Source organism: Oligoflexus sp. (assembly GCF_035638955.1).
Taxonomy (GTDB): domain Bacteria; phylum Bdellovibrionota_B; class Oligoflexia; order Oligoflexales; family Oligoflexaceae; genus Oligoflexus.
This window is the reverse complement of record NZ_DASQYZ010000132.1, coordinates 11,944-37,491: the sequence shown is the minus strand read 5'-3', so window position 1 is coordinate 37,491 and position 25,548 is coordinate 11,944. Positions and strand designations below refer to the sequence as shown.

Genomic DNA, 25,548 nt, shown 5'->3' with positions numbered 1-25,548 from the left:
AGCCTCTCCTCAGCCAGTTCGGACGGAGAGGTTTTGGGCTTCGCTTTTTGAATCGACGGCACGCAGGAGGCTCAGTCCCCAATGTACGAAAAACTCGAATCCATTGAATACCGCTTTGTGGAAATCGACAGCCTGATGTCCCGTGATGGACTCAGCGGGGCTGAGATCACCAAGCTTTCCCGCGAACGTGCCGGTTATTCCGAAATCATCGCGGCCTACCGCGAATACAAGAAATTAAAAAGCGATCGTGATTCTGCCAAGCAGATGCTCAATGAAGAGCCGGAGGCGGAATTGCGAGCGATGGCCAAAGAGGAATTGGAATCACTGGAAGAGCGCCTCGTGCAGGTCGAAAAAGATCTGCAGATCCTGACCCTGCCCAAGGATCCCAATGATGATCGCAACGTGATCCTCGAAGTCCGCGCCGGGACCGGTGGCGAGGAAGCGTCGCTGTTTGCCGCTGATCTTTTGCGCATGTACACGCGCTTTGCGGATAAGAATGGCTGGAAAATCGAACTGATGTCCTCCACCGAATCATCGACGGCGGGCTATAAGGAAGCCATTATCCTGATCAAAGGTGACAAGGTTTACCGTCGCCTGAAATTCGAGTCAGGCGTGCACCGCGTGCAGCGTGTGCCGGCAACCGAAGCCCAGGGCCGCATTCATACCAGCGCGTGCACGGTCGCCATTTTACCGGAAGCGGATGAAGTGGATGAAGTGCCGATCGATACCAAGGACCTGGAAATCACCCTTTGCCGCTCCTCGGGAGCCGGTGGGCAGCACGTGAACACCACCGATTCCGCGGTGCGTATTCTGCACAAGCCTTCGGGTCTGGTGGTCGAATGCCAGGATGAGCGTTCGCAGATCAAAAACCGCGAGAAGGCCATGAAAGTTCTGCGCTCGCGTCTTTTGGAAAAGGCGCAGAGAGAGCAGCAGGAGGCGATCAGTGCCGACCGCAAAAGTCAGGTTGGTTCCGGTGATCGCAGTGAACGCATTCGAACCTACAATTTCCCTCAAAGTCGCGTCACCGATCATCGCATCAACCTCACCCTTTATAAATTGGGCGAGGTGATGGAAGGTGATCTGGCCGAAATCGTTGACTCGCTCGCAGCCTATCATCAGACGGAACTCCTGAAGAACGAACTGGACAAGGTGCAAGGCGTATCATGAGCCAACAGATCTGGACCATCAAGGATGTGATCGACTGGTCTATTCCGTTTCTCAAGGAAAAGGGTTCACCCAGCGCAAGGCTGGATGCTGAGCTCCTGCTTTGTGATGTGCTGGCCTGCCGACGTCTTGATCTGTATCTGGATCATCATAAACCGCTGAATTCTGAGGAACGCACCGCCTTTCGTGATCGCATCCGGCGGCGCTCCCAGGGTGAGCCTGTGGCTTACATTTTAGGCCGCAAGGAATTCTTTGGTCATGAATTTTATGTGGGCCCTGCGACCTTGATTCCCCGTCCGGAGACAGAGCATCTGGTTGAGCTTTTACTCAAAAGCTATCCTGATGACACCGAGCTCACGGGTTTGGATGTGGGAACAGGCACCGGGTGCATTGCGATCAGTTTGAAAAAAGCCCGACCGCATTGGAACCTCTCCGCCTGGGATATCAGTCGCGAGGCTCTCACGGTTGCGGCGCGCAATGCCGAAGCGCTTGAGGCTCCCGTCATGTTTGAACAGCGTGATGCCCTGCAGGATTCCAGCTGGGGTCAACGCTCCCATGCGTTTGACTTTATTGCCTCGAATCCCCCTTATATCGCGGCTTCTGAGCGATCGGAACTGCCGGTTTCCGTGGTGCGATTTGAGCCAGCCCTGGCACTTTTTGCCGAGGAAAGTGGGCTGATTTTTTACCGCAAGTTGGCTCAAAAAGCTGTGCGTAGTCTGCGCCAGGGAGGAAAAATTTTCCTTGAAATCGGCGCGGGGCAGGCCTCTGATGTATGCTTATTACTAGAGGAATCAGGCTGGCAGAATATAGCCGTACATCAAGATCTAGCAGGACTGGATCGGGTCGTGACAGCAACAGCGCCTCTCGCATAAGCATCACATTAGGAAGGCTGTAACGAGCGATGGTCGATCAGCAGCAGTACTCCTGGCCTCTCTTTCGGCGTTTTCTGATTCTGTGCCTGGGCGTGGGCACAGTCCTTATGCTATTGACCTACCTTTATCGCTCCATCATGGTCGGGCTGATGGCCAGTGCGGTCATCTCCTACATCGCTTCACCCGGCATCAATTACCTTTGTGAAGCTCTGCCGATTGCGCGCAAAACGCTGGTGGGCATTTTGATTTTCCTGGTCGTCACGATCTGCACGCTGGGTGCGGTCCTTGGCATTCCCTACATTTATCAGGAACTGCTGAATATTGTGCAGATGATTCCGGAGGCGACGGCTTATGCCGAGCGTCTGGCCAAGCCCCTCATTGATTGGGCGCGGCACTCGAAAATCGTGCCTGATGAAACCATTGAAGCCGGCTTTCGCAAGATGAACCTCCTGCAGCACGTCATGGGCGCTACGGATACCATGGATGGGCTCTTTTCGCGAACGCCCAAGGTTTTGGAAGCTGCTTTCAACCTCGCCATGGTGCCCCTTTTCACCTATATGATGCTGGCCGATAAGGATGATCTGCGCAGTCTGGTGAAGAGCTGGACGCCGCATGACCTGCATCCCTTGATGCGCGTCTTCGTCGCTCGCATCGATCGCGTGCTGCGGGCGGTGGTCAAGGGCCAGTTTCTGGTCGCCTTTGTGCTCAGCATTTTCTATATGGCTGGTTTCAGCCTCATTGATCTGCCGTCAGGGATTGCCATTGGCGCGATCGCGGGTATATGCCGTGTGGTGCCGTATTTTGATGTGCTGGTCGGGCTGCTCCTGAGTTCAATCGTGATCCTGACCCAGGGCAGCGGCATCGCGGTCTTCATCGGTGTTTTGATCGTGGTCGCCGTAGTGCAATCACTGGACGGTATGATCATAACCCCGCGCATCATCGGTGATCGCGCGGGACTGCATCCTATCGTGGTGATCGCTTCGGTGTTTTCTTTTGGCCACTGGTTCGGCCTTTTGGGGGTCCTCCTCGCGGTGCCGATCGTGGCGGCTGCGGTTGTGGCTTTGCAGATTTGTCTGCCTTACTTACAAAACTCACCATTTTATCGGCTGCCGCCGCCCTCTTGAGGGCCGAGTTCGGCGCGATGACCAAAACAAAATTGATTTTATCCTTTTCGATGCTAGTCAGGTTTTCCAGCTTGTCAAGATGCACGGCCTCGTCGGGGCCGCTGATATCAAAGACCAGCAGCGAACGTCGATCTGCACCTAATACTTTCATACAGCTGGCAATCAGCGATGGACGACGGTAAGGTGTATCAAGGATGACCAGAGGGAAATCCACGTCTGTGTAATGCGCAAGCCAGGCCTCGCGTTCAGCGGGTTCGCGAGGCGGAAAACCCAGATACAAAAAGGGTCCGTGCAGGAACGGGCAGATGGAAAGTGCGGCGCTGATTGAGCTTGGGCCGGGAATGGGTGAAACCTGAGCGCCAGCAGCGTAGGCCGTCTCCAGGAGCTTGTTGCCAGGATCAGCCAAAGTGGGTGTGCCCTGGTCGCTCATGAAAACCACAGTCTGACCAGCTTTCAGGGCTTTTTTGACGGCATCAAGCGTTTCCTGTTCGATATGCTCTGTCAAACGAAGATAGTCACGATGAAGAGAAGCCGCCTTGAGTGTTTGTCGAGCGACCTTGTCCTCTTCGAAGACGATGAGGTCCGCAGTGCGGAGAGCTTCCAAACTGCGGGTGGGAATATCAGTCGGGTTTCCAAGTGCATTGGCTGCCATTATGAGCTTGCCGCTCGGGCTTTTGGATTGTGATGCAAGCAATGGGGCGTCCTTTCGGGTTCAACTGAAGTCCAGCCTTGGGAAAATTCTGGGTTTATGATAATGGAACTGTTTCCGCGTGTGTCGAGTAACATATTCTCGTGGAGTTGAAAAGCTCACGGGAATAAGCCATAGATAGGGCTATATCGATCGATGAGTCGGCTGAGTCAAGCAAAAGTCCCTGAACATGTCGCCATCATTATGGATGGCAATGGCCGTTGGGCTCAAGGGCAGGGTCAAGCCCGGGTTTATGGTCATCAAAGTGGCGCGCAGCGGGTCCGTGATGTGGTCGAGGCCGCTGGCAACGCTGGCGTCAAAGTTTTGACACTCTATGCCTTCAGCGAGGAAAACTGGCGAAGGCCGGTTGACGAAGTCAATGCGCTCTTTTCTCTCCTCGTCTCCTATCTCAAACAGGAAATCGATCAGCTGCATGAAAACAAGGTCCGCCTGCGCAGCATCGGTTTTACCGATAAATTGCCGGCCGATTGTCAGGAATGGCTCAGACTCGTGGAAGCCAGGACTGAACACAATGATGGACTGCAGCTGGTGCTGGCCTTGAGCTATAGCGGACGCTCGGATCTGGTCCGGGCGATGCAGCGAATGGCCATGGCGGTCAAGGAAGGTCGACTCCAGCCTGATGATATTCAGGAGCAGGTGGTCACCGAGCACTTGAGTACGCAGGGACTGCCTGAGCCTGATCTCCTCATTCGTACCAGTGGCGAGCAACGTCTTTCCAATTTCCTGCTTTGGGAAATGGCCTACACCGAATTTTATTTTACCAAAGTGCATTGGCCGGAATTCAGCCGTGACCACCTGAACGAAGCGCTGCGTGAATATGCGGATCGGGATCGCCGATTCGGAGCGGTGCGAATGGATAAACCTGTATGCTGAAGACTCGTGTGATCACGGCCATCGTCGCCCTCATTATTTTTCTCGCTGTGTTTCTGTTTGGCAATTCCCACTTCATGCGGCTCTTTTTCGCGCTGCTCGTGGGCATCAGCACTTATGAAATCTCAGCCATGATCTTTCCTCGCATCTATACGCTCTTCAGTGCCCGGAACGAAGGCGTGCCCCCGACTTTCCTGCAACCCATGATCATTGTCATGTCCTGCCTGCTCTTCGCAGGCAGTGCCTACACGCAGCGCTATGGCGTGAGCGTGATGATGCTTGGACTGCTTGGCAGTCTTTTGTTCGGAATTTTTATCGCCCCCGAGATCGACCTCTCCTTTGGCGCGGGGGCCGGCATCCTCGTCTGCCTCGTCTATGGTGCCTTTCCGTGGCTGGCAATTTGGGAGCTGTATAAGCTTGCACCGGATTCCCGCTATATCTTTCTGATGTGTACCATCGTCTGGTGCGGGGACACGGGGGCTTATTTCGCAGGCAAGACCTTTGGTAAACATAAATTGGCACCACGCATGTCACCGAACAAAACCTGGGAAGGTTCCATCGGAGGCATTATTGCCAGTATCGTGGGAGCCTCTGTTTTTAAAAGCTTTTATGCCGAACAGATGGTCGATTGGCCGATCGTTATTATTTGTGCTGTATTGGGTGGAGCCCTTGGGCAGCTTGGTGACCTTGCAGAATCGACCTTTAAACGCTTTTCTGGAGTCAAAGACTCAGGCAAAATCTTTCCTGGGCATGGCGGCTTTCTCGATCGTGTTGACGGATTGCTCTTTGCGGCCCCTGCCATCTGGTTTATACTGTATCAATTTGGCATTTGACGCCGTTGGAGACAGGATCTATGGAGTTTTTTTCGCAACCCGTGGTCGCGGTGATCCTGTTGCTTGGCATACTGGTCGTGGTTCATGAAGCGGGACACTTTATTGTTGGCAAGCTGTGCAAGATTCCCGTCGAAATTTTTTCCATTGGCTTCGGTCCAACCATTTTCGGTTTCCAAATTCGCGAAACTCATTACCGCTTGAGTCTGATTCCTTTGGGCGGTTTTGTTAAATTCTATGGCGCCATCCCGTCCGAGGAAGTGCCGGAAGCTTTGAAAGGCCGCGAGTTCTACAACGCCTCCATCGGGGCCCGTCTGATCACCATCGCCGCCGGTCCGATTGCCAATCTTATTCTGGCCGTCGTTGCCTATGCCGGTTTAATTTCGTATGGACTGAAACTGCCACCGGCTCTGGTCGGTGAAATCATTCCCAACAGTCCGGCTGAACGCGCGGGCCTGCAGTTTGGCGACACCATCACCAGCATTAACGATAAACCGATCGTGTCGTGGCGTGATGTCACCAATCTGATCAGCGGTTCTGCGGATGAAACCATTCAATTAAAAATTAAACGCGACCAGCAGGATCTTGCCATCTCACTGTCTCCGGAAAGTGTGAAGGACGATGATATGCCTGGCAAACGCGGACGTATTGGGATTTCACCCAACCTTGTGCCGAGCACGGTTACCCGCGTGAGTGATGAAGGTGTCTTGAGTGCTGCCGGTATGCAAACAGGTGATCGTTTGCTGCGCGTGGAAATGAATGGGACCAGCACCGAGGTCAAGTACTGGCGTCAGGTGCAGAAATTTTTCTCACAGTTCTCCACGCCTTTGGCCGCGCCCCTTGATTTGAATTTGATTGTGCGCACAGAAAATCCCGACAGTGCGGAAACACCTTTGCCGGAACGCACGTTGAAGGCCACCCTGCCTGCAGGGTTTCGTTGGGATGGTTCCAAATTTCAAGAGCTGCTGGGCGTGACCCATGGACAGCTCACCATTTTTAAAAGTGAAGAGCAGGTTCCTAAACTTCAGCAGGGTGACCTGCTTTTGGAATGGGACGGCAAGCCTTTGCTGTCGGCTTTTGATTTGAGCCAGCTGATCGGTGATAACCGTCGTCCGCAGGTCGATCTCAAGATACTTCGGAAAGAAGTCGTGCAAAATATCACCGTGCCCTTGAAAGGCGTTGAAGTGCAACGCGTGGAAGGTCGGGTGACGCTTTACACACTGCCCGTGCAATTCTGGGGTGGACTCGAAACCCCGGAACTGGTCGAAGAACGTTACACCAATCCCGTCCGTGCCCTGAGGTACGGCATTGAGGAAACATTCTCCACGACCAAAGCCATTGCCAAAGGCATCGGGGCTCTCTTTACGGGTGAGCTGCCGTTGGCTGCCATCAGTGGACCCATTGGAATTGCCAAGGTTGCTTCCGATTCCGTGCGTCTCGGTTGGCAGTTCTTTATCAATTCCCTGGCTGTCATCAGCATCAACCTGGCTTTGATCAACCTAATCCCTATTCCCGTGCTCGATGGGGGTCAGATGGTCCTGATCGGCGCTGAGGCCGGCCTGCGTCGCCGCGTTTCCGAAGTCGCGATCGAAAACTATCAGAAGCTGGGTTTTATGATGGTGCTGGCTTTGGTCGTGATTGCCACCTACAATGACCTCGGTCGCTTCTGGGCTTCCATGCTCAAAGGCGTTAGTTCCATGTTTTAAGGACACATGCTGTGCTGATCCTGCTGCTTGATACCAGTCTGAAAGGACCCCTGCTGGCGCTTGCTGATGCCAGTAGCGGTCGCTTGTTGGATGTGGAGATCAGGCATAATCCCCAGGAAGCCGCGGCAGGTCTGCCCCATCTCGTCCAGGAGCTTTTGACCCGGCAAAATAAAACCCTCGATCAGGTCGATGGCGTTATCGTTGGGACAGGACCTGGATCGTTTACCGGCATCAAAATCGGTCTGGCCTTTGTCTACGGCCTGCGCCGTGGGTATCCCAAACTAGGGTTTTACGCGAGTTCGGCCCTGGGCTGCTTTGCGCGCGTGGCCTTGGAAGCCAATACCTGGATTCTGCCAGCCACGGCCACCCATGGTTATTTCGCCACCCGCTACGAAGTAGGCGTGGTCAATCTGGAATTGGACCGCATCAGTCTGGAAGTGCCGGGACAGGAACCGCATTCTCTGGCGGCGTCCGGTTCCCTGCGTATTGGCTGTCTGGGTGACTGGCCGCGCTTGAATGACTTAGGTAGAAGTCGAGGCATCATTATTCATAGCTCGCCCATCGAGGCGCGGGCTTATGAAATGCTCAACGCCATGCTCCAGGACTTCATTGCAAATTCGTGTAAGCTGAGCGATGTTTTACCGATGCCGCAGTATTTACGTAAGTCAGCTCCGGAAGAAAAGGCTGATAGAAAAGCTTGAGGGGGAACCGGAATGGATCAACCCGAACGACTTGTGAATTTTCGTCTGATAGGTAGGCCTATGAAGAATCTTGGCACGCGACGCAAGCTGGGGGGAGCGATTTATATCCTCCCGAATTTGATTACGACCGGTAATCTTTTCTTTGGTTTCTTCTCCATTGTGAAAGGGCTGCAGGGCAATTTCCTTTGGGCTTCCGGTGCCATTCTTCTGGCTGCCATCTTCGATGTTCTCGACGGACGGGTGGCTCGCATGACCAACAGCCAGAGCGAATTCGGAGTGCAGTATGACTCCCTTTGCGATCTGGTTTCCTTCGGTGCCGCGCCGGCTCTTCTTATGTATAAAGCCGGTCTCTCGGAAGCGGGACGTGTGGGCTGGATCGTGTGTTTCATGTTTCTGGCATGCGGCGCGCTACGCCTGGCCCGTTTCAATGTACAGAGTTCCATCGGCAAAGCCTCGGGTGATTTCACGGGATTGCCGATACCCATGGCAGCCGGAGTCGTGGCTTGTTTTGTCGCGCTGTGGATGGAATTCGAAACCAAACCTACCGATTTTCAGGTGCTCTTTTGGATTGAAAATCTGATCCAGAACCCGCTTTTCCGGCAATGGTTCCTGGCCATCACCGGCTTTTTGCTGGCCATGGCTATGGTCACCAACGTTCCTTACCGATCTCATAAAACACTTAACATCCGTGGGATAAAACCATTCCGACTCCTGGTATTGGCCGTGGCCATGGTCGCTTTGATTGCAGCTCAACCTGAAGTCTTTGGTTTCATGATATTCTTCGGTTATGCGCTGAGTGGTCCTCTGGAGCTTCTCTTCGGCTGGACCAAGCTGGTGGATGACGACGATATCTTTGAGCAGGATGAACAGGGTTCCATTGATACATAAGTGAACGAGGACTCATGCGAAATATTTGTCTGCTGGCCCTGCTCGCTCTGAATGCACTGGCGCCGCAGGTTCTGGCTCAGGATGATGACGCTGAACTGGGTAAGCCGCAGCCAACTCCCGAAGCTCCAGGATCTTCCATTCTTGATGAAAGTGACGAGGTTGAGCCTGTTCAACCTCTGCCACCGCTTCCGCCCGTGTCGACACGCTCGGCCCCTGTGGTCGTGCGCGATGTGCCTGAGCCCGCGCCCCCACCGCCTGCTCCTGCTGCCGCTGAAAAATCGCAATCGTCGGGATTTAGTCTGATCGAAGGTCGTCGTCGACCCGGCGCCACATTTGGTTTTGGTGCCACACGTCCGGAAAAACTCGGCAAGTTTAATCATTACAATTATCTTTATGGAAAAGAGAAGGTCTCGCCCCATTTTTACGGCGGTTATTACCTTTTCAGTTATCTCGTGGATTTTGGTCTCGTGGGACGCGTCGGTTATTATCATGCCGAAGGTCATCCTTTGGCGGCACGACCCGAAACACCCCTGAAGCGGGATTTGGTTGACGAACTCAAGGATGAAAATCAGAAACTGGGTTTGACGCTTATCCCCACGCAGCTGGCGTTGGAAGTTGCCATCTCACCTTTCAAAACGCGTTGGGTTGTGTTCCGCGGTTGGATGGGAATGGAATATCTTTATGTTCAGGAAACCATCGAACCCGATCTGCCTTCGACCTCAACGACCGATACGGCCTCCACCTATACCAGTTCCGGTTGGAACCAGGGTATAGCCACTGGGGTGATGGCTTCTTTTAGTTTGACCGGCCTGGATGCGCGTTCCGACAATTCCTTGCGTTCCCTCGGTGTGGATCGTTATTACCTCAGCTTTTTCCTCGAAAACGTCACAACCACGCGCGACAAGTTCGGCAATTTCGACAGAAAGAATTATGGAATCGCCTTTAGCTTCGAAGGACTCCGCTGACAGCGGGGCCGCTCCTCCATACCTGACTTACCGCATGGATCTTGCCTATATCGGCACTGCGTTTCAAGGCTGGCAAAGCCAGCCCAGTGGCCACACGGTGCAGGATGCTTTGGAAAAAGCCCTGCGCACGGTCTTGCGTCAGGAGGATCTGCGTATCATGGGAGCGTCGCGGACGGATACCGGGGTGCATGCCGAGCATCAGGTGGCCACCTTTCGCGTGCCTGCGGCGATCCCCTGTGAATCGATTCTACGTTCCCTTCAGGCTCTGGTGCCTCCTACGATCGGCGTTTTGAATTTGCGTCCCTGGTCGAATGATTTTCATCCCATTGGATCGGCAAAAAGCAAGGTTTATCGGTATCGGATCTGGCTCGGAACGCCGCAAAATCCTTTTGCGCGGCCTTATGTCTGGTCCCTGCATTACGCGCTCGACACCGCCGCTCTGCAGGAAGCCGCCCGGCATTTTCTGGGTCGACATGATTTTCGCAGCTTTTGTGCGAGCGACGCCAGTGTTGTGACCTACGACCGAACGATTTTCGATGTGCGTTGGGTGCAGCGGGGTCCGCTTTTGGAATTTTATATTCTGGGCGACGGTTTTTTAAAACAGATGGTCCGGAGTCTGGTAGGAACCCTGGTCAACGTTGGACTGGGCAAGCAAAGGCCGGATGATATAAAGAATATTTTACAGGCCCAGGATCGACGTCAGGCGGGACAAACGGCGCCGGCCCATGGCCTGTCCCTGCTTCGCATCTTCTATGACGTGATGGAAACCATTCCTGAGTCACTCATCAGTTCGGGTTCCGAATTCGGCTTCGCTTTGCTTCCTCCTCAGGCTTCGAACGGCGTCTGATCCAGGTCCTGCCTTTCATTCCGCGCTTTCTTTTTTTTCCCTGGTCCCCAGCAGGCTGGCTGCCCTTATAATGGTATATACCGACCATTCGGATCATAGGGAGAGTTATGGCCAAGACTAAGGGCTTGCTGGTGTTCTGGCCGTTTTTGATTGGCAGTCAGCTTCTGACATCCTGCCAGCAGACGCAATCGGCGAAACCATCGCCCCGCGGTAATGCTGAAATTCGTACCAACAGCATGGATGATGACAAGGTACCCATGGACCTGTGGTCACCCACGCGACGTCGCGCCAATGCTTCGTTCTATTACCTCACCGGTGAGTATGAAGCGCTCAACCGCAATATGGGAAAAGCCCGTAAATTCCTGGAAAATGCTTATAATCTCGACCCGAACCCTTTTTTGGCCTCCAAACTGATCGAGGCCAGAGCCAATGAAGATGTGGAAGGGGGTCTGCTCCTTGCCAAAAAAATGATCCTGCTCTATCCACGCAATGGCGAAATTCAGCTGCTCTATGGCCGCCTGCTCTCGGCAGCGGGACAGTTTGATAAGGCCGAACAGCACATCCGGCTTGCCACCCAGTACAGCCCGCAGCAGGTCGAGGCGTACGTGGTCCTGCTCCAGCTTCTGCAAGCCCAGCAGAAATATAAGGAAGCTGTGCCGATTGCCAAGGACATGCTGAAGGTCAGTCCCGAGTTTTCCGAAGGCTGGATTCAACTGACCCGACTTTACCTGACCTTGAAGCAGAACAAGCAGGCCCTTGAGCCGGCCCGCCGCGCCTACGAGTTGGATAATAATGATCCGGAACGCGTGCACCTTTATGCGGTCGTGCTCGATATCAATGGCGATTCGAAAAAAGCTGTCGGACTTTACGAAGCCGTGCTCCGTTTGGACCCTACCAATGATGATCTGATCGCGCGCATGGTCGGTCTCTATAAGCAGCTCGGCACTTTGGATGAAGCTCTTAAAATGCTGCAAAATACGGAAAAAGAAGCCAAGCGCGAAGTGCCGGGCGTGCGTCTGCAGATGGCGTTTATTTTCTGGGAAATGCAAAAATTCAAAGAAGCGTCCGAACTCCTGGATCAGCTGGCCCAGCGCAATCCTCAGGCTGAACGCATCGTGTATATGTCCGGCCTGGGCCAGGAACGCACGCAGCAGTATGATCGTGCGGTCAAAACCTATCAGGGTTTTGATTCCAGTTCCGAATTTTACGTGCATTCCCGTTATCGCATTATTGAACTGCATCGACGCGCTGGAAATTATGATCAGGCCATGGTCGTCGTCCGTGAGGTGATTGATACTCAGGTGGATCGGTCGGCCGATTTTTATTCACTCGGCGCCAATATCCTGGGTGGCCGCAAGCTTTATGATGAGGCCTTTAAACTGCTGGATGAAGGCTATGAAAAATATCCCGAGCGCGTGGATATCCTTTTTCTCAAGGCCGTGAATCTGGAGAAAGCCAATCGCTTTGATGATTGCGTGGCCGCGCTCAAGCAGGTGATCAGCAAGGAACCCGAGCATGCCGCGGCTCACAATTACCTCGGCTACCTGTTTGCAGAAAAAGGCATCAAGCTTGAGGATGCTGAATTCCACGTCAAGAAAGCTCTCGAAATCAAACCGGATGACGGCTATTATCTGGACTCCCTGGGCTGGATCTATTTCCAGCAGGGGAATTATAAGAAGGCTCTGGAGACCCTCCTGCGCGCCAATGAAGTGGTGCCCAACGAGGCCGTCGTGCTCGAACATCTGGGTGAAACCTATGAGGTCCTCGGCGACATCAAGAAAGCCCTGGAAACCTATGGCAAGGCGTCCAAAGCCAAAATGGAAGATAAGGATCGCCTTCGCATTCAGGAAAAGTATGAACGTGTCAAAAAGAAGATTTCATAGCCGCGCCGCCTCGATTCCCTGGCTGATCCTGGCTTCATCGTGTGCGACGACCACTCCCAGTTATGTTGATGTTCAGCTGCCCGCCTATGCCAGCGCAATTTTTGTGGAATGCGCCAGTACCAATGGGGCTTTGTCGTTTCAGGTGAATCGACAAGGGCAGACTCTGGAAGCGGCCGAGCTGGAATGGGCCGCCAAACCCAATGGCAACTGGGGCTTGGCCAGTTATTCCCCCTTCGGTCAAACACTGTTTCAAATTCAGTTTATCAAACAAAGTCAGACCTTCGAGGCCACCGGCCGCCGGGGCAACTGGCTCGACGAGGTGTCCATCGGCAAGGATGGTTTTCTGCGTTACAAAGGTCAGAAGCTCGGTCTTAAGCCAGACGAATTTCCCTGCTTTTTCTCCGGACATTTGCCACGCCACTGGCTCCGTCAGGTGGTATCCTATACGACAGATAGTGAGGGTCTGAATCTCGCGATTCAGGACAAGGAACGCCTCACCGCCGTTCGGATCGCCAAGCATGGGGGCACGACGCCCTGGACCTGGCAGTCAACCTCGACCTGGGATGTGTACTGGGGCTTGCGCCGGGAATCGGTCCAGCTGCAAAGTCGCAAAGATGCCAGCATGGTGTTAACGGCAGAAAATCTGCAGGATATCGAATGCCGCTGGTCACCGAAAGAGGAGGAGTAAGATTGAAGCTACTCGAAGCTCTGGAAGACGCTGGCTATATCACCTCGACCAACGTGCGCATGCTCGGCATTTATGCTGAAAAATGGGCGGTGACCACGTACGAGGCTTTGCTCGAAACTCATATCATGGCCGAACACAGCCTGGCGGATGCCATCGCTGAAGTGTTTAAATTGGATCGCCTTTATAGTTTCGATGCCTCCGATGTGGATTCGGAAGCGGTGGCCATGATCTCGTGGCCGGAAGCGCAGCAGTTCAAATGTTTCATTCCCTATCGTGATGATGACGGCACCTTTCAGGTTTGCATGCTGGACCCGTTGGATGACAAGGTGCTGCAGTTTTTAGGACAGAGGCTCCCGCGTTTTCGTCCGGTGATTATGGATCTGCGCATGATGTACCGATCCATTGAAGAAGCGTATCCTTTGGAAAGACAAATTCCAACTCTCTTGCAGCTCCCTAAATAAGGAAGGATTCCATGGTTAAAGTTGCGCTGACAGGTGGTGGCACAGCCGGTCACGTCATGCCTCATATCGCTTTGCTTCCCCAGTACCGCAAGCTGGGCTGGGAAGTGTTTTACATCGGTTCACGTGGCATCGAAAAAGAACTGGCGACCAAGGCAGGCTTGACGTTTTATACGATCCAGACCGGCAAACTGCGGCGCTATTTTTCGGTGGAAAATTTCGTCGATATTTTTCGGCTGGTGATTGGCATTTTCCAGGCTCTTTTTCTGCTCTTTCGGAAACGACCGGATCTCGTCTTTAGCAAAGGCGGCTTTGTCAGCGTGCCTGTGGCCCTGGCGGCCTGGGTGCTGCGCATTCCTGTAGTGTCGCATGAATCGGATCTGACACCTGGCCTCGCCAATCGTCTGATCAAACCCTTCTGCCGTCTTATCTTCTACTGTTTTCCGGAAACAGAAAAACACCTGACCGGCGTGCGTGCCGTTGCCGCCGGTATTCCTGTGCGTGAGCAGCTGCTGCGCGGCAACCGCGAACAGGGTGCGCTCATGTGCGGCTTTGATCCTGCCCGTCCCACGCTTCTGGTGATGGGTGGAAGCTCAGGAGCAGAACGTATCAATGCGGCTCTGCGAAGCGCTCTGCCGGAACTCGTTCCCACCTGGCAGATCATTCATCTGACAGGCCGGGGCAAAGGCATCGATTTCAAGCATCCTTCCTATGCCGCCTTCGAATACGTCAACGAAGGTCTGGAGCATATCTTTGCCCTGGCGGACCTTGTGGTGACCAGGGCCGGTGCCAATTCCCTGTTTGAATTGAAAGCTTTGGCCAAACCCATGCTGCTCATTCCACTGGAAATAGCCAGCCGCGGTGATCAGGTGGATAACGCGAAATCGTTCGTGTCTCAGGGTTGGGCTCAGGTGCTGCGGGAAACGGACCTGACGGCGAGCACGCTGCTGACAGCGATTGAAAAGACCCGCCTGGAAGCTCCGGCCATGCAGGAGCGTCTCCGCAAGGGCGGCAGCGGTGAGGGCATAGCCAAAGTCATCTTTGATTGTCTGCACAAGGTCTTGAACTTAAAGTAAACGGATCAGCTGCATGCCCTTTAGAGTGGGATGATGACGATAGAACTTCATATAATCCAGGAAGTCCTCGTCCCCCACCTTGAGCAGGCTCAGCGAGGCATGCCGCAGGATAATGCTGCCATCCTTGAGCAATAGAAATCCCTGATGCGAGATATCAATGTGCGTGCCAATCGAGGCCACGGTGTCGAAGTTGGGCCGCACAAAATTTGCCAGAAGCGGCCCTTTTTTGAGTTCCACCTTTAGTTTCTCAAGCCCCGCCGGGTGATCCAATAGCTCCCCAAACTTCAGGTATTTAAGCTGAACCCGCTGCGGTTCATCCTTGGGATAGCGACTGGTAAAATCCGTCAGCTGAGCCTGATGTTTTTTCTGGTACCAACCCTTGCGCGTGATCAGCGTTTTGGATTCCTGTAAAGGGACTCCCATGTCTGCGGTGACATCACGAACACGTCCTTTGGACTGCTGATAAGGCATCCAATCGAGCGAAATAAAATGCAAACGTTCGGTAAAATGCACCTGACCGTTCCGATAGCGGATATCCTGCAGGGTCTGCGTCCAATCCTGGCCGGGCGTCGTGCGGTGCATGGCCCAGACTGTTTCCACAAAGGTGGTGCAATCAAAAGCATCGAGTCGGTACAGCGGATCACTATCATGCTGGCCCGGCCCCTCTCCCAGAGCATCGGTCTTGAATTTTTTATCCAGAAAAAACGCGCTGATCGTCTCCAGATTTTGACCGAGAGGCAGAGCAGGTGCGCTGGATAGCAAAAGGGTCAGCAGAGTTTCTTTAATCAAAGGCATTGCTTGAACCATGGCGTGAGAACGGTGGCAGGAATGGATCCGCTTTCAGTTTAAAGCAGATGGCAGGGGAAGGAAAGAGGATCCCCCGCAAAGGCGAGGGATCAAAGCCTGGGGTCAGGGCGTTCCGCCGGATCCAGCCCGATTGGTGTCGGAGGTGCCCCGCGGAATACAGATCAGGCGGTCACCTTGTTTTACGAACTCTTCATTCGCAGCACAATCTTTGGAACTTTTTGCAGTTTTGCTGTGCTCGTGCTTGCCAGTGGTTTTGGTTGTTCCTCCACTCATATCAGAGTGATTGCCAACACTGGTTCTGGGAGGGGTGCCCTGATTGGTATTCGTGTTGGTATTGCTGCCCGTTCCGGTACCCTGGGCACTCCCGGAATTGTTGCCCGTTCCGGAGCCTGTGCTGCTGGATTGAGCAAACGAGGGCTGCGCTGCAACGAGCAGCAAGGAACATGTCAGGGCTGGAATTTTTAGAAATCGAATCATGGCTTTCTCCTTCCATTTGTGTAGCTCGAGTTCTTTGCAAATAGCTTTCCAAATCAATGCATCGAATTTCCTTCACCATAAAATTAAGCAAAACATTGCGGTACCCAATCCATGATTTGTGGTCAAAATTCATGTATTCCTGTTTGAGGATCGACAGAGCAGTGTTAGGTTTTGGATGAGGACTGGAATCGACTTTTCACAATCATACGCGAGGAATCGAATATGCAAATCTCAGAACAGGATATGCGGGAAGCCATAGGCTTCGAGTTAGCTGACATTCTGCATCGGCAAAAAACGATACTGGCCTGTAATGAAGCCCTGAATCTTATGGATGATGGTGCGCATACGGAGCTTCGCACCATGGCCGAGGAGGATGATAAGAACCTTCGCATGCTCGAGACCGTTATTGGAAGCTATGGGATCCGCGTGGAACCGCGTTATGCTGCCGTTCAGATTGCCGATGTTGTGAACGACATCGTCACAAATGAAGCATCGATCCCTATCGAAAAGCTCGGTGCCTATATCCTCCTTAAGCAGAACCAAATGATGTGCAGTCATCTCGTGCACAAATCGGTACAGGCCACTGATCCTGATATCAAGGTCGCGCTGATTGCCTTTGATGGCGTCTATGCAACCTTTACCCGACATGTGACAGAACTGACCAAGCTCATGGAAACAGCTGGCGTGGAATGGATCACGGGCAAGGAACCTGTAACTGGTATTTTCGGACGCGCCAGAGACGCCGTATCCACCCTTGCCGGCATGGTCATGAGCAAAGTCGCTAAACCTGCTGATGAAATGAGCGTCCTGCCGATACTGACAATGGACCACCGGAAGGTGGATGTGCTTTTCAAAGAGATTACCGAAAACAACGATCCTCAGAAGGACGCGGGACTTTTCCATCAGCTCAAAGCCGATCTTACTTCGCATTCGATTGCCGAAGAAGAAACTGTCTACAGCCGTTTCCAAAACCTCCCCGATATGAAACAGCTGATGATCGATGCCCGGCAGGAGCACGAGGATATACGCACGTTGCTGGATGAAATCACAGACGTGATGGATGATCGGGAATCTTTTTTGGATAAGATTGACGACCTGCAGCAGCTGGTCAAACATCACGTTGATGAGGAAGAAAATCAAGCGTTCCCATTGATTAAGAAAAACAGCAGCGAAGAAGTTCTGATGCAGATGTCCCAGGAATTCATGGAAGCGAAAAAACGAATCCAGGAAAACGTTGGGGTGGATGAAATCATTGCATCAGCTGCCAATGAAGATTCTTCAGAAATTGCGGCATCGCAAGGCGGTGCCTGAAGGCCCAAGGGACCGCGGTTGACCGCGGTCCTGCTTGGATCCGTTAGGAAATGGAATGGTTCCGACCAAAGCTCATGCTCTTGGCTAATATAAGTCCCAGTCCCAATGCTCCTGCAATATAGGGGTAGGGATTTTGGCGAATTTTTTGATCCATGGCCTTGATCTGTTTTTGCCACACAGCCTCTTCAGACGCACTGTCATCATCAGCCCTGAGGCCAAGGGGTTGCTCTAAATCGGGCAGACCCGCTGCCAAACTCTCCGTGGGCATCATCAGGCTTTCATTGATTGAAGCACCCAATGAAGTCGATGCGTCAAAATTTTCTGACTCAGGCTCAATCCCTGTTTGAGGTTGAGCGGCAAGAATTCCTTGTGAATTCAGCTGCGGGTTCAAGTCGGTCATAATTATCCCTCCACAATTAATAGGGGTCAGATTCCGAAACCGCATTCAAAATGCAGTCCAAAATGTAGCGCCTCATTATAAAATATGTAGAGGAATTTCCCTTCATGTTAGTTTTGATAGACATACCAATCCTTCACTGGCGTCGCCTTTTCCTCCATAAAATTCCCAGTTCTGCGCAGATTTTTCGCAGATTTCTCGCAAAAGAATTTGTATGGCCTTGGCAAAGTCATTGCATTCCGGCAAGCCTTGCACCCCATTGTGAGGGTCTGGAGGGGGAATATGGTGACGCAAAGTTTGGGACCCTTGCTGGTTATTGGCGGTGCGGAAGATAAGAAGGATGAGCAGGTCATCCTAAGAGAATTTGTGCGCCTGGCAGGTGGTGACGCCGCAAGGCTTGTTATTATGACCGTGGCCACGGAACATCCCCACGAAGTTGGCGAGGATTATACGCGAATCTTTCGCGCCTTGATGCAGGACGTTGGCCCGGAACAGATTCAGTGCGTGCATATTGAATCGCGCGAAGAGGCCCAGAATGAAAGGGCTCTGGCGGCTATCGAAGCAGCCACGGGTGTTTTCTTTACAGGCGGTGATCAGTTCCGCATCACGTCTCTTCTGGGGGGTACGAAAGTCGATACCCTTCTGCATGCTCGACATGAACTCGGTCTGGTTCTCGCGGGAACCAGTGCAGGTGCCTCCATGATGTCGACCACGATGATAATCGAAGGTTCCGCCCACGATACAGCACGAGTCGGTATGGTTCGTCTGGGTGCCGGCTTGGAATTTCTGCCCGGTGTTTTGATCGATCAGCATTTTGCTCAGAGAGGCCGCATCAATCGGCTGCTCTCAGCGATCGCTGAATACCCTCACCATCTTGGTGTTGGTATCGATGAAGATACAGCAATGGTCGTTCATGGCCACGAATTTGAAGTGATCGGAACAGGGTCAGTTACCGTCATTGATGCAGCTGATGTCACAGATACCAATGTGCATCTGTTGGATCGCCACGAACACCTAGCCATCTGTAATGTGAAGCTTCACATTCTGACTCCAGGTTACGGCTTTAATCTAAGGGATCGCATCCCCCGCAAAACAGTTTGAAATCTTGTGATATCAATACAGAGGAACAAGGGTATGAATATTGTGCATGTTCTCCCCGTCCGGGGTCCGAACGTTTTTACCAATCGTCCCATTATGAGCATGAAGCTGGACCTGGGCGCTTACGCCGACGTTGAGAGCAAGGACTGCCCGGAGTTTATCGAACGCCTCCTGGCGCTCCTGCCTGGTCTGCATACTCATCGCTGTTCACGCGGGCACGCCGGAGGTTTTGTGGAACGCCTGTATGAAGGCACCTACTTCGGTCATATTATCGAGCACGTGGCCCTTGAGCTTTCCGAGCCCGCAGGTCGGAATGCATCCTATGGAAAAACTGTCTACGCCGGTTCTCCCGGCATATACCGGGTTGTGATCGAATGTGAAATCGAACAATTCTCCGAATTCCTGCTGCGTACAGCGGTCGACCTTGTCAAGGCTTTGCTGCGCGGTGATTCCTACCCACTCGCGGAAAAACTCGAGGAAGGTCAGGCTATTGTTCGTGATTATGCTCTGGGACCCAGCACCCAATCGATTGCCGATGCTGCCAAACGTCGCGGCATCCCCGTTCAGCGCCTGAACGATGGCAACCTTCTGCAACTGGGTTACGGCAAATATCGCAAATACGTACAGGCAACCGAGGGTTGGACCACCCGAGCCATCGCTGTCGACATTGCCTGTGACAAGGATCTCACCAAACAGTTTCTGCGCGACGCGCATATTCCTGTGCCAGCAGGTGTCGTGGTGCGTTCCCTTCATGAAGCCCTGCAAACGCTTCGCGACTTCTCACCCCCATTGGTTGTGAAGCCTTTGGATGGTCGGCAGGGCAAAGGCGTTTCTTTGAACGTCATGACGCCGGAAGATATGGTTAAGGGCTTTGCTCACGCCAGCGAATATGGATCGTCTTCCATTGTGATCGAGGAAATGCTCCAGGGCCACGATTATCGGGTGCTGGTGGTCAATGGAAAAATGGTAGCGGCCAGCCAGCGAGTTCCACCAAGGGCTATGGGGGATGGCTTGCATACGATCTCGGAATTGGTGGCCATCGAAAATCAAAATCCGCTGCGTGGCGAAGGTCATGAAAAACCATTGACGCAAATCATCTGTGACGGGATTGCGCTGGATTGTTTGAAACGCCAAGGCTATGACCTGTATTCCGTACCTGCTGAGGGAACAGTCGTCTGGATGCGTGAAAGCCATAACCTTTCCACCGGCGGTACCGCGCGCGATGTCACGGACCTTGTGCATCCCCAAACGAAGCGCGTCTGCGAACGTGCTGCGGAAGCTATCGGCCTCGACATCTGTGGCATTGATTTAATTGCAAGGGATATTGCTTTACCTCTGACAAGACAGAATGGAATTATTGAACTGAATGCAGCGCCCGGCATTCGCATGCACCTTTATCCAAGCGAAGGTCAGCCGCGTGACGTGGGCAAGGCTATTGTGGATATGCTCTTCCCGGATGATCATCAGGGTCGCATTCCCATCGTTGCAGTCACCGGGACCAATGGCAAAACCACGACCAGCCGTATGATTGGCCAGATCTTTACGACCCAAGGGAAAACCGTGGGGCGTACCCATACCGGGGGCATTTGGGTTGGCCACGAGATGATCACGAAGGGCGACACGACAGGTCCTCGTTCGGCGCGCTCTGTGCTTTCCAACCCCAGCGTCGACATTGCCGTTTTGGAATGCGCCCGTGGTGGTCTGATGCGCGAAGGATTGGGTTATGACTGGTCGGATGTTGGTGTCATCACCAATATTCAACGCGATCACTTTGGTCAGGATGGAATCGAGGATGACGATGATATCCTGCACGTCAAATCTCTGATCGCCGATCGCGTGAAAGCGGGTGGAACCGTGGTGTTGAATGCAGCGGATCCTTATTTGATTAAAATTCAGGATCATCCACGCTTCCAAAAATTGTCACGCCACATCGCTTATTTTGCTTTGGACGCCGACAATCCAGTGATCCGCCAGCATTTGCGCCGGGGAGGAACGGCCTATTATGTGAAGCGCAACTGGGTGATAGAGGCTCGGGGTCCTGGAGTGGATGAGGCTCGCATGGTGAACCTTGCCGATCTTCCCTGCACATGGGGTGGGCAGGCTGAATTCCAGGTGGAAAATGTGATGGCGGCCGTGGCTGCAGCCCGCAGTTTGGGTGTGAGTCGGGAGACGATCGACCAGGCTCTGCGCGAATTCCGCAGCGATCGCGACAATCCAGGTCGAGCCAACTGCTATCGCCTGGGTGACGTCAATATTCTGCTTGATTTTGGGCACAATCCCGCAGCGATTGCAGCCATCAGCAAGGCCGTGCGTCCCGGGGCCAGTCGCCTGACAGGCATAGTCGGTGTCCCTGGTGACCGGATTGATTCCTTGATTGAGCAATCGGGTGAGGCAGCGGCTCGCGGTTTTGATCGCCTTATCCTGCGCGAGGATGCGGATCAGCGCGGCAGGGAGCCCGGTCAAACGGCGGGAATAATGCAGAAAGCTGTCAGAAGGCTCGAGCCTCAGAAAGACTGCCGTATCATCTGTGATGAACTTCAGGCCCTCGATGAGGCTCTGCAGGATACGATTCCCGGTGAAACCATTGTGGTCTTCTTTGATAGCGTGGAGGTGGTTTCGAATCGACTGTTGGAATTGGGCGCCACACCGCTGGCGACGCTCCAGTCCCAGCCCGAGGCCAACGTCCGTCGTGAACCAGCAGCGCCCCATCGAGTGGCTGTGAACGCTTGAAAGCTAGAGCATATAGGAAAGTTTAGCGATGGTCAGAGCCTGTCGGGGATGGGTGTAAACACGTTCGATACCGAAGGTCGCGAAGGGCGAAAAAAGATGTGCCTTGAAACACAGGGTCCAGATGCTTTCGGTTTTCTCGATCTGTTCACGCCAACCGGCGCTCAGACCAAAGGCATTGTCTTCATCAACAGGCCTTATATCCAGCCGATGACGCTGCTGGCCGACGCCCAACGCGAAGTTAAAATAGCGAAGGAAGCCATAGCTCAGACCCAGGACGGCACTATCTGTTTGCAGAAGCTCGAGGCCGCTTAATCCATCCGCCTGCATCCGCGCCACCCGGATGGCCACGGCTGGTTGTTGAAAGCCTTCATAAAGGGTCCATTGCACGTGGGCACCGAACTGCCGTCCTTTATTGTCATCCAAACGCGCAAAACTGAATCCAAGATCCACAGGCCAGCTCGTGCCGTGGGTCAGAAACAATCGAGGGACCTGGGTTGGTGCCAACCGGCTTGGCAGTTCTCTGGAATTATCGTGGGACTCTGAAGTTTGAATCACGCCGATTCCCAAATGCCAGCCATAGGAACCATGGGATTCAAAGCCTTCCACCGGGCTGTATTGGTTGATTTTCAGCCAGCCTTCGTCATAATACGCGGGACGGTCGAGGGCCGCCGCCGTAAAGGGAAAGCCAACCAGGGCCAGCGCGCCGCTCAAAATTTTGCGAATCACAAGGACCTCGCCATGCAGGTGTGTTTCCTCGATCATTATGACAGCTTTAGCTTCAACCTTATAGACTGGCTGTTTTCTGACACTGATCTGGAGCTGGTCTACAAGCCTTACGACACAACGGGTCTGGCGGAATTCCTGCGTGCTCGACCCATGCCCCTGGTTGTGTCACCAGGTCCGAAAGATCCGTCTGTGCTGCCATCCACCATGGGCATTTTGCGGGAACATTTGGGTAAAGTGCCGATTTTTGGTATTTGTCTTGGCCATCAGTGTTTAGGCGTGACTCTGGGTGGGGCTATGGCCCGCGCGCGGCATCCCTTTCATGGGTCGGCTCAAACTCTGAAAATTGCCGCTCATTCGCGGTTTCTGTCTGATCTGCCGGCTGATGTTCGGGTCGCTCGCTATAATTCCCTGGTGGTCCAGGATCTTCCAGATTGGATGGTGACGGCCTGGAATACGGATGATGAAGTGGAGGCGCTTGAGGATTACACACAGCCACAACCGAGCCTCGGCGTGCAGTTTCATCCGGAATCTTTTTTAAGCGTGGGCGTGGATGATTTGAAGTCGAAGTGGACCAGGCTGGTGCATGAGTTCTATCATCCACCAGCCTGAGAGTTTTACAATTCAGCGATGGCGCCTTTGCCGATGCCTTCAAAGCATTTCACTTTGATGGGGACACCCAAATCCACACCTTCATTGCCGATCAATCGGGCCAATTCCTGGGCTATGGATTCGATGCTGGTTTCCCCTTCAACCAGGAACACCCGATTGGCAGGAACTGTGGCTTCATAGTGGCCCTTGGACGCTTCATAAGCGATGGTTAATGGCGTTTGATGTTCAGAACGCACACCGGGGCGCAGATCGGCAGCCGGATTCACCAGCTGGGACATCGAAGCAATATGGACGATCGATCCCAGAACTTCGTGAGCCAGCCACTGCTCCAGATCATGACGGCGTTCATCGGCCACATAAACTTCGACGACACTGCGGTGACCATGAAAGAGTCTTTGGCAAAGACCTTCATGACCGGTGATGCCGTGGCTATAGCGGAAGAAGGAGTAACCGGCTCGCTCTTCCTCTTTGCGCAGGTGGATTTCCACGGAATGGATTTCCTCGGGCAGACGATGGCGTACGAGACGTGAGCATTCCTGCTCGACGATTTCGCGGGTGACCTGCACCGACCGAATGGGATAGACCGCCCCTTTCGGACAGAGGTAGCTCCACTCCGAGTTGACACCTGTCAGACGACTCTTGGCCTGAAGACGCCAAAGCTCACCCCGGTCCGTTTCCTGGTAATGCACCAGCTTGGACTGCACCGGAATAATAAGCGTATGGTCGAGCGAGGACTTCAAAACCTGCTTCACCAATTTCTTCAAATGGCTGAAATCATACACAAAGCCATTGGAGTCAAGCTGCCCGGAGACGGTAATGTCCACGTACCAGGATTGACCGACCACACCAACCGAAGGGTCAAAGATCGCACAGTCGATTTTGTCGACGTCGTTAATGAAGAGCCGACCAAATCGTTCTTTGCCACTCTGGGGGGCAGTTTTTTCTTCCATCGAGTACCGCCAAATTTTAAAAGGTATTCACGACGATAGAGACCAAACAAAGGTTGCGGACAAGCGTCTGGCCCACTATAACTTTTGCTGTCTCCAGCACCCTTGACGGGGGAGAGTCCTGTATAAAGAATCTCCTCTCCAGTTTCAAGTTGTATGAAGGAAATTCATCATGAGTCGTGAGATTCGCGTTCGCATCGCTCCATCCCCCACCGGTGATCCGCATGTAGGAACAGCCTACACGGCCCTATTTAACTATGTTTTCGCCAAAAAACACGGTGGAAAATTTATTTTGCGCATTGAGGACACGGATCAGAGCCGTGCGCGGGCGTCGAGCGAGCAGCAGATTTTTTCATCACTGAAGTGGCTTGGGCTGAACTGGGATGAGGGGCCTGACTGCGGTGGTCCATATGGTCCTTATAGGCAGTCTGAACGGCTCGATATTTATAGGGAATACACCCAAAAGCTGGTGGACTCGGGTCATGCCTACGCCTGCTTCTGTACAGCCGAGCGGCTGGATAAGGTGCGGGCGGAGCAAAAGGCAGCGAATCTCACCACCCGCTACGATGGTCATTGCCGCAATCTGAGCGCCGCCGAGGTCGGGAAACAGAAGGCCGCGGGCACATCCCATGTAATTCGTCTGCGGGTGCCAACGGACGGCGTCACACGATTTGTCGATCTTTTGCGTGGCGAGCTGCAGTTCGACAATGAGCGTATTGATGATCAGGTGCTGATGAAGACGGATGGTTTTCCTACCTATCACCTCGCGAATGTGGTCGATGATCATCTCATGAAGATCACGCATGTAATTCGGGCCGAGGAATGGATTTCCTCCACGCCCAAGCATGCGTTGCTTTATCGGGCTTTTGGCTGGGAAGAGCCTGTTTTCAGCCATCTGCCGCTCCTCCGCAACTCGGATCGCTCGAAGATTTCCAAGCGGAAAAATCCGGTGTCGCTGACCTATTACCGCCGCGCCGGGATGCTGCCCGAGGCAATCGTTAATTTCCTGGCTCTGATGGGCTGGAGTTATGGGGAAGATCGGGAGATTTTCTCACTCGACGACATGATCCAGGTCTTTGACCTCGAGAAGATTTCGATCGGCGGGCCGGTCTTTGACCTGGTTAAACTCACGTGGTTGAACCAGCATTACATGCATAAAATGGATGAAGACTCTTTTATCGATTACATTCGGGAAGAGATCTTCAACAAGGACTTCCTGCGTCGCCTGAAGCCTCTGGCCCTGGAGCGCATGTCACGTTTTGAACAGTTCGTTGATAACAATGCCTTCTTCTTCAATGGCGCACTCGACTATAAGCATGTCGAGGTCCTGCCGGCGAGCAAGGACAAGGATGCTGTCCGCGAGATGCTGCAGCAGCTTCTTGAACATCTCGATGACCTCTATGAGTGGCAGAACAAGCCCTTGCATGATCTATTAAATGCTCATCGGGAAAAGATAGGCTGGAAACCCAAGGATTACTTCATGACGATTCGTCTGATCGTGACAGGCCGCAAAGACTCGCCACCTCTGACGGAAAGTATGGAACTGATTGGCCGGGAAATCGTGCGGTTCCGGATTCGGAATTTTATCGATACGGTGCTGAGCTAAAAGCAGGGGGCTTGGTGGACCAACGGCCCCTTCGTTACCCGGTTCACTCGGGGGCAGCG

24 protein-coding genes and 1 pseudogene are annotated in these 25,548 nt (G+C 53.3%); 19 read left to right on the top strand and 6 right to left on the bottom strand.

Annotated elements, in window-relative coordinates; translation table 11 throughout:
- The first annotated feature begins 81 nt into the window (after positions 1–81).
- The 3 genes from prfA to VE954_RS13155 are packed head-to-tail and all read left to right on the top strand — an operon-like array spanning position 82 to position 3,160.
- Positions 82–1,167: a peptide chain release factor 1 gene (prfA, locus tag VE954_RS13165; protein WP_324953422.1), complete on the top strand. Its 1,086-nt coding sequence runs from the start codon at positions 82–84 to the stop codon at positions 1,165–1,167.
- Entirely contained in the window at positions 1,164–2,036 is an 873-nt protein-coding gene (gene prmC / locus VE954_RS13160; protein ID WP_324953420.1) for a peptide chain release factor N(5)-glutamine methyltransferase, read from the top strand. Before prfA ends, prmC begins: the two co-directional genes overlap by 4 nt.
- 29 nt (positions 2,037–2,065) lie before the next feature.
- Complete coding sequence (locus tag VE954_RS13155) at positions 2,066–3,160, top strand: AI-2E family transporter (RefSeq protein WP_324953417.1); 1,095 nt, start codon at positions 2,066–2,068, stop codon at positions 3,158–3,160.
- A gap of 70 nt (positions 3,161–3,230) precedes the next feature.
- Here the strand turns inward: VE954_RS13155 and VE954_RS13150 are convergent.
- A pseudogene (locus VE954_RS13150) lies at positions 3,231–3,812 on the bottom strand (SAM-dependent methyltransferase); the annotation flags it as partial.
- Between the two features lie 192 nt (positions 3,813–4,004).
- Here VE954_RS13150 and VE954_RS13145 point away from each other — a divergent pair.
- The 11 genes from VE954_RS13145 to VE954_RS13095 all read left to right on the top strand — a co-directional run bounded on the left by VE954_RS13145 (position 4,005) and on the right by VE954_RS13095 (position 14,781).
- Positions 4,005–4,742, top strand: coding sequence for an isoprenyl transferase (locus VE954_RS13145; RefSeq protein WP_324953415.1), 738 nt, complete (start codon positions 4,005–4,007; stop codon positions 4,740–4,742).
- Positions 4,736–5,572 (top strand): phosphatidate cytidylyltransferase, encoded by an 837-nt coding sequence (locus VE954_RS13140; protein WP_324953413.1) that lies wholly within the window; start codon positions 4,736–4,738, stop codon positions 5,570–5,572. Before VE954_RS13145 ends, VE954_RS13140 begins: the two co-directional genes overlap by 7 nt.
- A 20-nt stretch (positions 5,573–5,592) precedes the next feature.
- Positions 5,593–7,275, top strand: coding sequence for a site-2 protease family protein (locus VE954_RS13135; RefSeq protein ID WP_324953410.1), 1,683 nt, complete (start codon positions 5,593–5,595; stop codon positions 7,273–7,275).
- Positions 7,276–7,286: 11 nt separating this feature from the next.
- On the top strand, positions 7,287–7,976 hold the full coding sequence (locus VE954_RS13130; protein WP_324953408.1) for a hypothetical protein: 690 nt from the start codon (positions 7,287–7,289) through the stop codon (positions 7,974–7,976).
- A gap of 12 nt (positions 7,977–7,988) precedes the next feature.
- Complete coding sequence (pssA, locus tag VE954_RS13125) at positions 7,989–8,864, top strand: CDP-diacylglycerol--serine O-phosphatidyltransferase (protein ID WP_324953406.1); 876 nt, start codon at positions 7,989–7,991, stop codon at positions 8,862–8,864.
- A gap of 14 nt (positions 8,865–8,878) precedes the next feature.
- On the top strand, positions 8,879–9,829 hold the full coding sequence (locus VE954_RS13120; RefSeq protein WP_324953404.1) for a hypothetical protein: 951 nt from the start codon (positions 8,879–8,881) through the stop codon (positions 9,827–9,829).
- Complete coding sequence (gene truA / locus VE954_RS13115) at positions 9,795–10,676, top strand: tRNA pseudouridine(38-40) synthase TruA (RefSeq protein ID WP_324953402.1); 882 nt, start codon at positions 9,795–9,797, stop codon at positions 10,674–10,676. Before VE954_RS13120 ends, truA begins: the two co-directional genes overlap by 35 nt.
- A 107-nt stretch (positions 10,677–10,783) precedes the next feature.
- The gene (locus tag VE954_RS13110; RefSeq protein ID WP_324953400.1) at positions 10,784–12,559 is read left to right on the top strand and encodes a tetratricopeptide repeat protein; all 1,776 of its coding nucleotides are present in this window, start codon (positions 10,784–10,786) and stop codon (positions 12,557–12,559) included.
- A complete protein-coding gene (locus VE954_RS13105; RefSeq protein WP_324953398.1) occupies positions 12,537–13,247 on the top strand; it encodes a hypothetical protein in 711 nt (236 codons plus the stop codon). The genes VE954_RS13110 and VE954_RS13105 overlap by 23 nt, the downstream gene beginning before the upstream one ends.
- 2 nt (positions 13,248–13,249) lie before the next feature.
- Positions 13,250–13,708 (top strand): hypothetical protein, encoded by a 459-nt coding sequence (locus VE954_RS13100; protein ID WP_324953396.1) that lies wholly within the window; start codon positions 13,250–13,252, stop codon positions 13,706–13,708.
- An 11-nt stretch (positions 13,709–13,719) separates the two neighbouring features.
- On the top strand, positions 13,720–14,781 hold the full coding sequence (locus VE954_RS13095) for an undecaprenyldiphospho-muramoylpentapeptide beta-N-acetylglucosaminyltransferase (protein WP_324953394.1): 1,062 nt from the start codon (positions 13,720–13,722) through the stop codon (positions 14,779–14,781).
- On the opposite strand, the gene VE954_RS13090 is transcribed toward VE954_RS13095, so the two are convergent.
- Entirely contained in the window at positions 14,773–15,576 is an 804-nt protein-coding gene (locus VE954_RS13090; RefSeq protein WP_324953392.1) for an N-acetylmuramoyl-L-alanine amidase-like domain-containing protein, read from the bottom strand. The genes VE954_RS13095 and VE954_RS13090 overlap by 9 nt on opposite strands.
- 114 nt (positions 15,577–15,690) lie before the next feature.
- Positions 15,691–16,065 (bottom strand): hypothetical protein, encoded by a 375-nt coding sequence (locus VE954_RS13085; protein WP_324953390.1) that lies wholly within the window; start codon positions 16,063–16,065, stop codon positions 15,691–15,693.
- Positions 16,066–16,287: 222 nt separating this feature from the next.
- Between VE954_RS13085 and VE954_RS13080 the strand changes: the two genes are divergently transcribed.
- A complete protein-coding gene (locus VE954_RS13080) occupies positions 16,288–17,376 on the top strand; it encodes a hemerythrin domain-containing protein (protein WP_324953389.1) in 1,089 nt (362 codons plus the stop codon).
- A 43-nt stretch (positions 17,377–17,419) separates the two neighbouring features.
- Here the strand turns inward: VE954_RS13080 and VE954_RS13075 are convergent, their stop codons facing one another.
- Positions 17,420–17,776, bottom strand: a complete 357-nt coding sequence (locus VE954_RS13075; RefSeq protein WP_324953388.1) for a hypothetical protein — start codon at positions 17,774–17,776, stop codon at positions 17,420–17,422.
- A 279-nt stretch (positions 17,777–18,055) separates the two neighbouring features.
- Here VE954_RS13075 and VE954_RS13070 point away from each other — a divergent pair, with 279 nt between their 5' ends.
- Positions 18,056–18,874: a cyanophycinase gene (locus tag VE954_RS13070; RefSeq protein WP_324953387.1), complete on the top strand. Its 819-nt coding sequence runs from the start codon at positions 18,056–18,058 to the stop codon at positions 18,872–18,874.
- A gap of 33 nt (positions 18,875–18,907) precedes the next feature.
- Positions 18,908–21,601 carry a cyanophycin synthetase gene (cphA, locus tag VE954_RS13065; RefSeq protein ID WP_324953386.1) on the top strand — a complete coding sequence of 898 codons (2,694 nt, stop codon included), beginning with the start codon at positions 18,908–18,910 and terminating at the stop codon, positions 21,599–21,601.
- Between the two features lie 3 nt (positions 21,602–21,604).
- Here cphA and VE954_RS13060 read toward each other — a convergent pair whose 3' ends face one another.
- Positions 21,605–22,327 carry a hypothetical protein gene (locus VE954_RS13060; protein ID WP_324953385.1) on the bottom strand — a complete coding sequence of 241 codons (723 nt, stop codon included), beginning with the start codon at positions 22,325–22,327 and terminating at the stop codon, positions 21,605–21,607.
- Between the two features lie 12 nt (positions 22,328–22,339).
- Between VE954_RS13060 and VE954_RS13055 the strand changes: the two genes are divergently transcribed.
- Positions 22,340–22,936 carry an aminodeoxychorismate/anthranilate synthase component II gene (locus tag VE954_RS13055; RefSeq protein ID WP_324953384.1) on the top strand — a complete coding sequence of 199 codons (597 nt, stop codon included), beginning with the start codon at positions 22,340–22,342 and terminating at the stop codon, positions 22,934–22,936.
- Positions 22,937–22,941: 5 nt separating this feature from the next.
- Here VE954_RS13055 and VE954_RS13050 read toward each other — a convergent pair whose 3' ends face one another.
- Positions 22,942–23,886 (bottom strand): 6-pyruvoyl trahydropterin synthase family protein, encoded by a 945-nt coding sequence (locus tag VE954_RS13050; protein WP_324953383.1) that lies wholly within the window; start codon positions 23,884–23,886, stop codon positions 22,942–22,944.
- 169 nt (positions 23,887–24,055) lie between these two features.
- On the opposite strand from VE954_RS13050, the gene gltX reads away from it, so the two are divergent.
- On the top strand, positions 24,056–25,489 hold the full coding sequence (gltX, locus tag VE954_RS13045) for a glutamate--tRNA ligase (RefSeq protein ID WP_324953382.1): 1,434 nt from the start codon (positions 24,056–24,058) through the stop codon (positions 25,487–25,489).
- Positions 25,490–25,548: the final 59 nt, after the last annotated feature.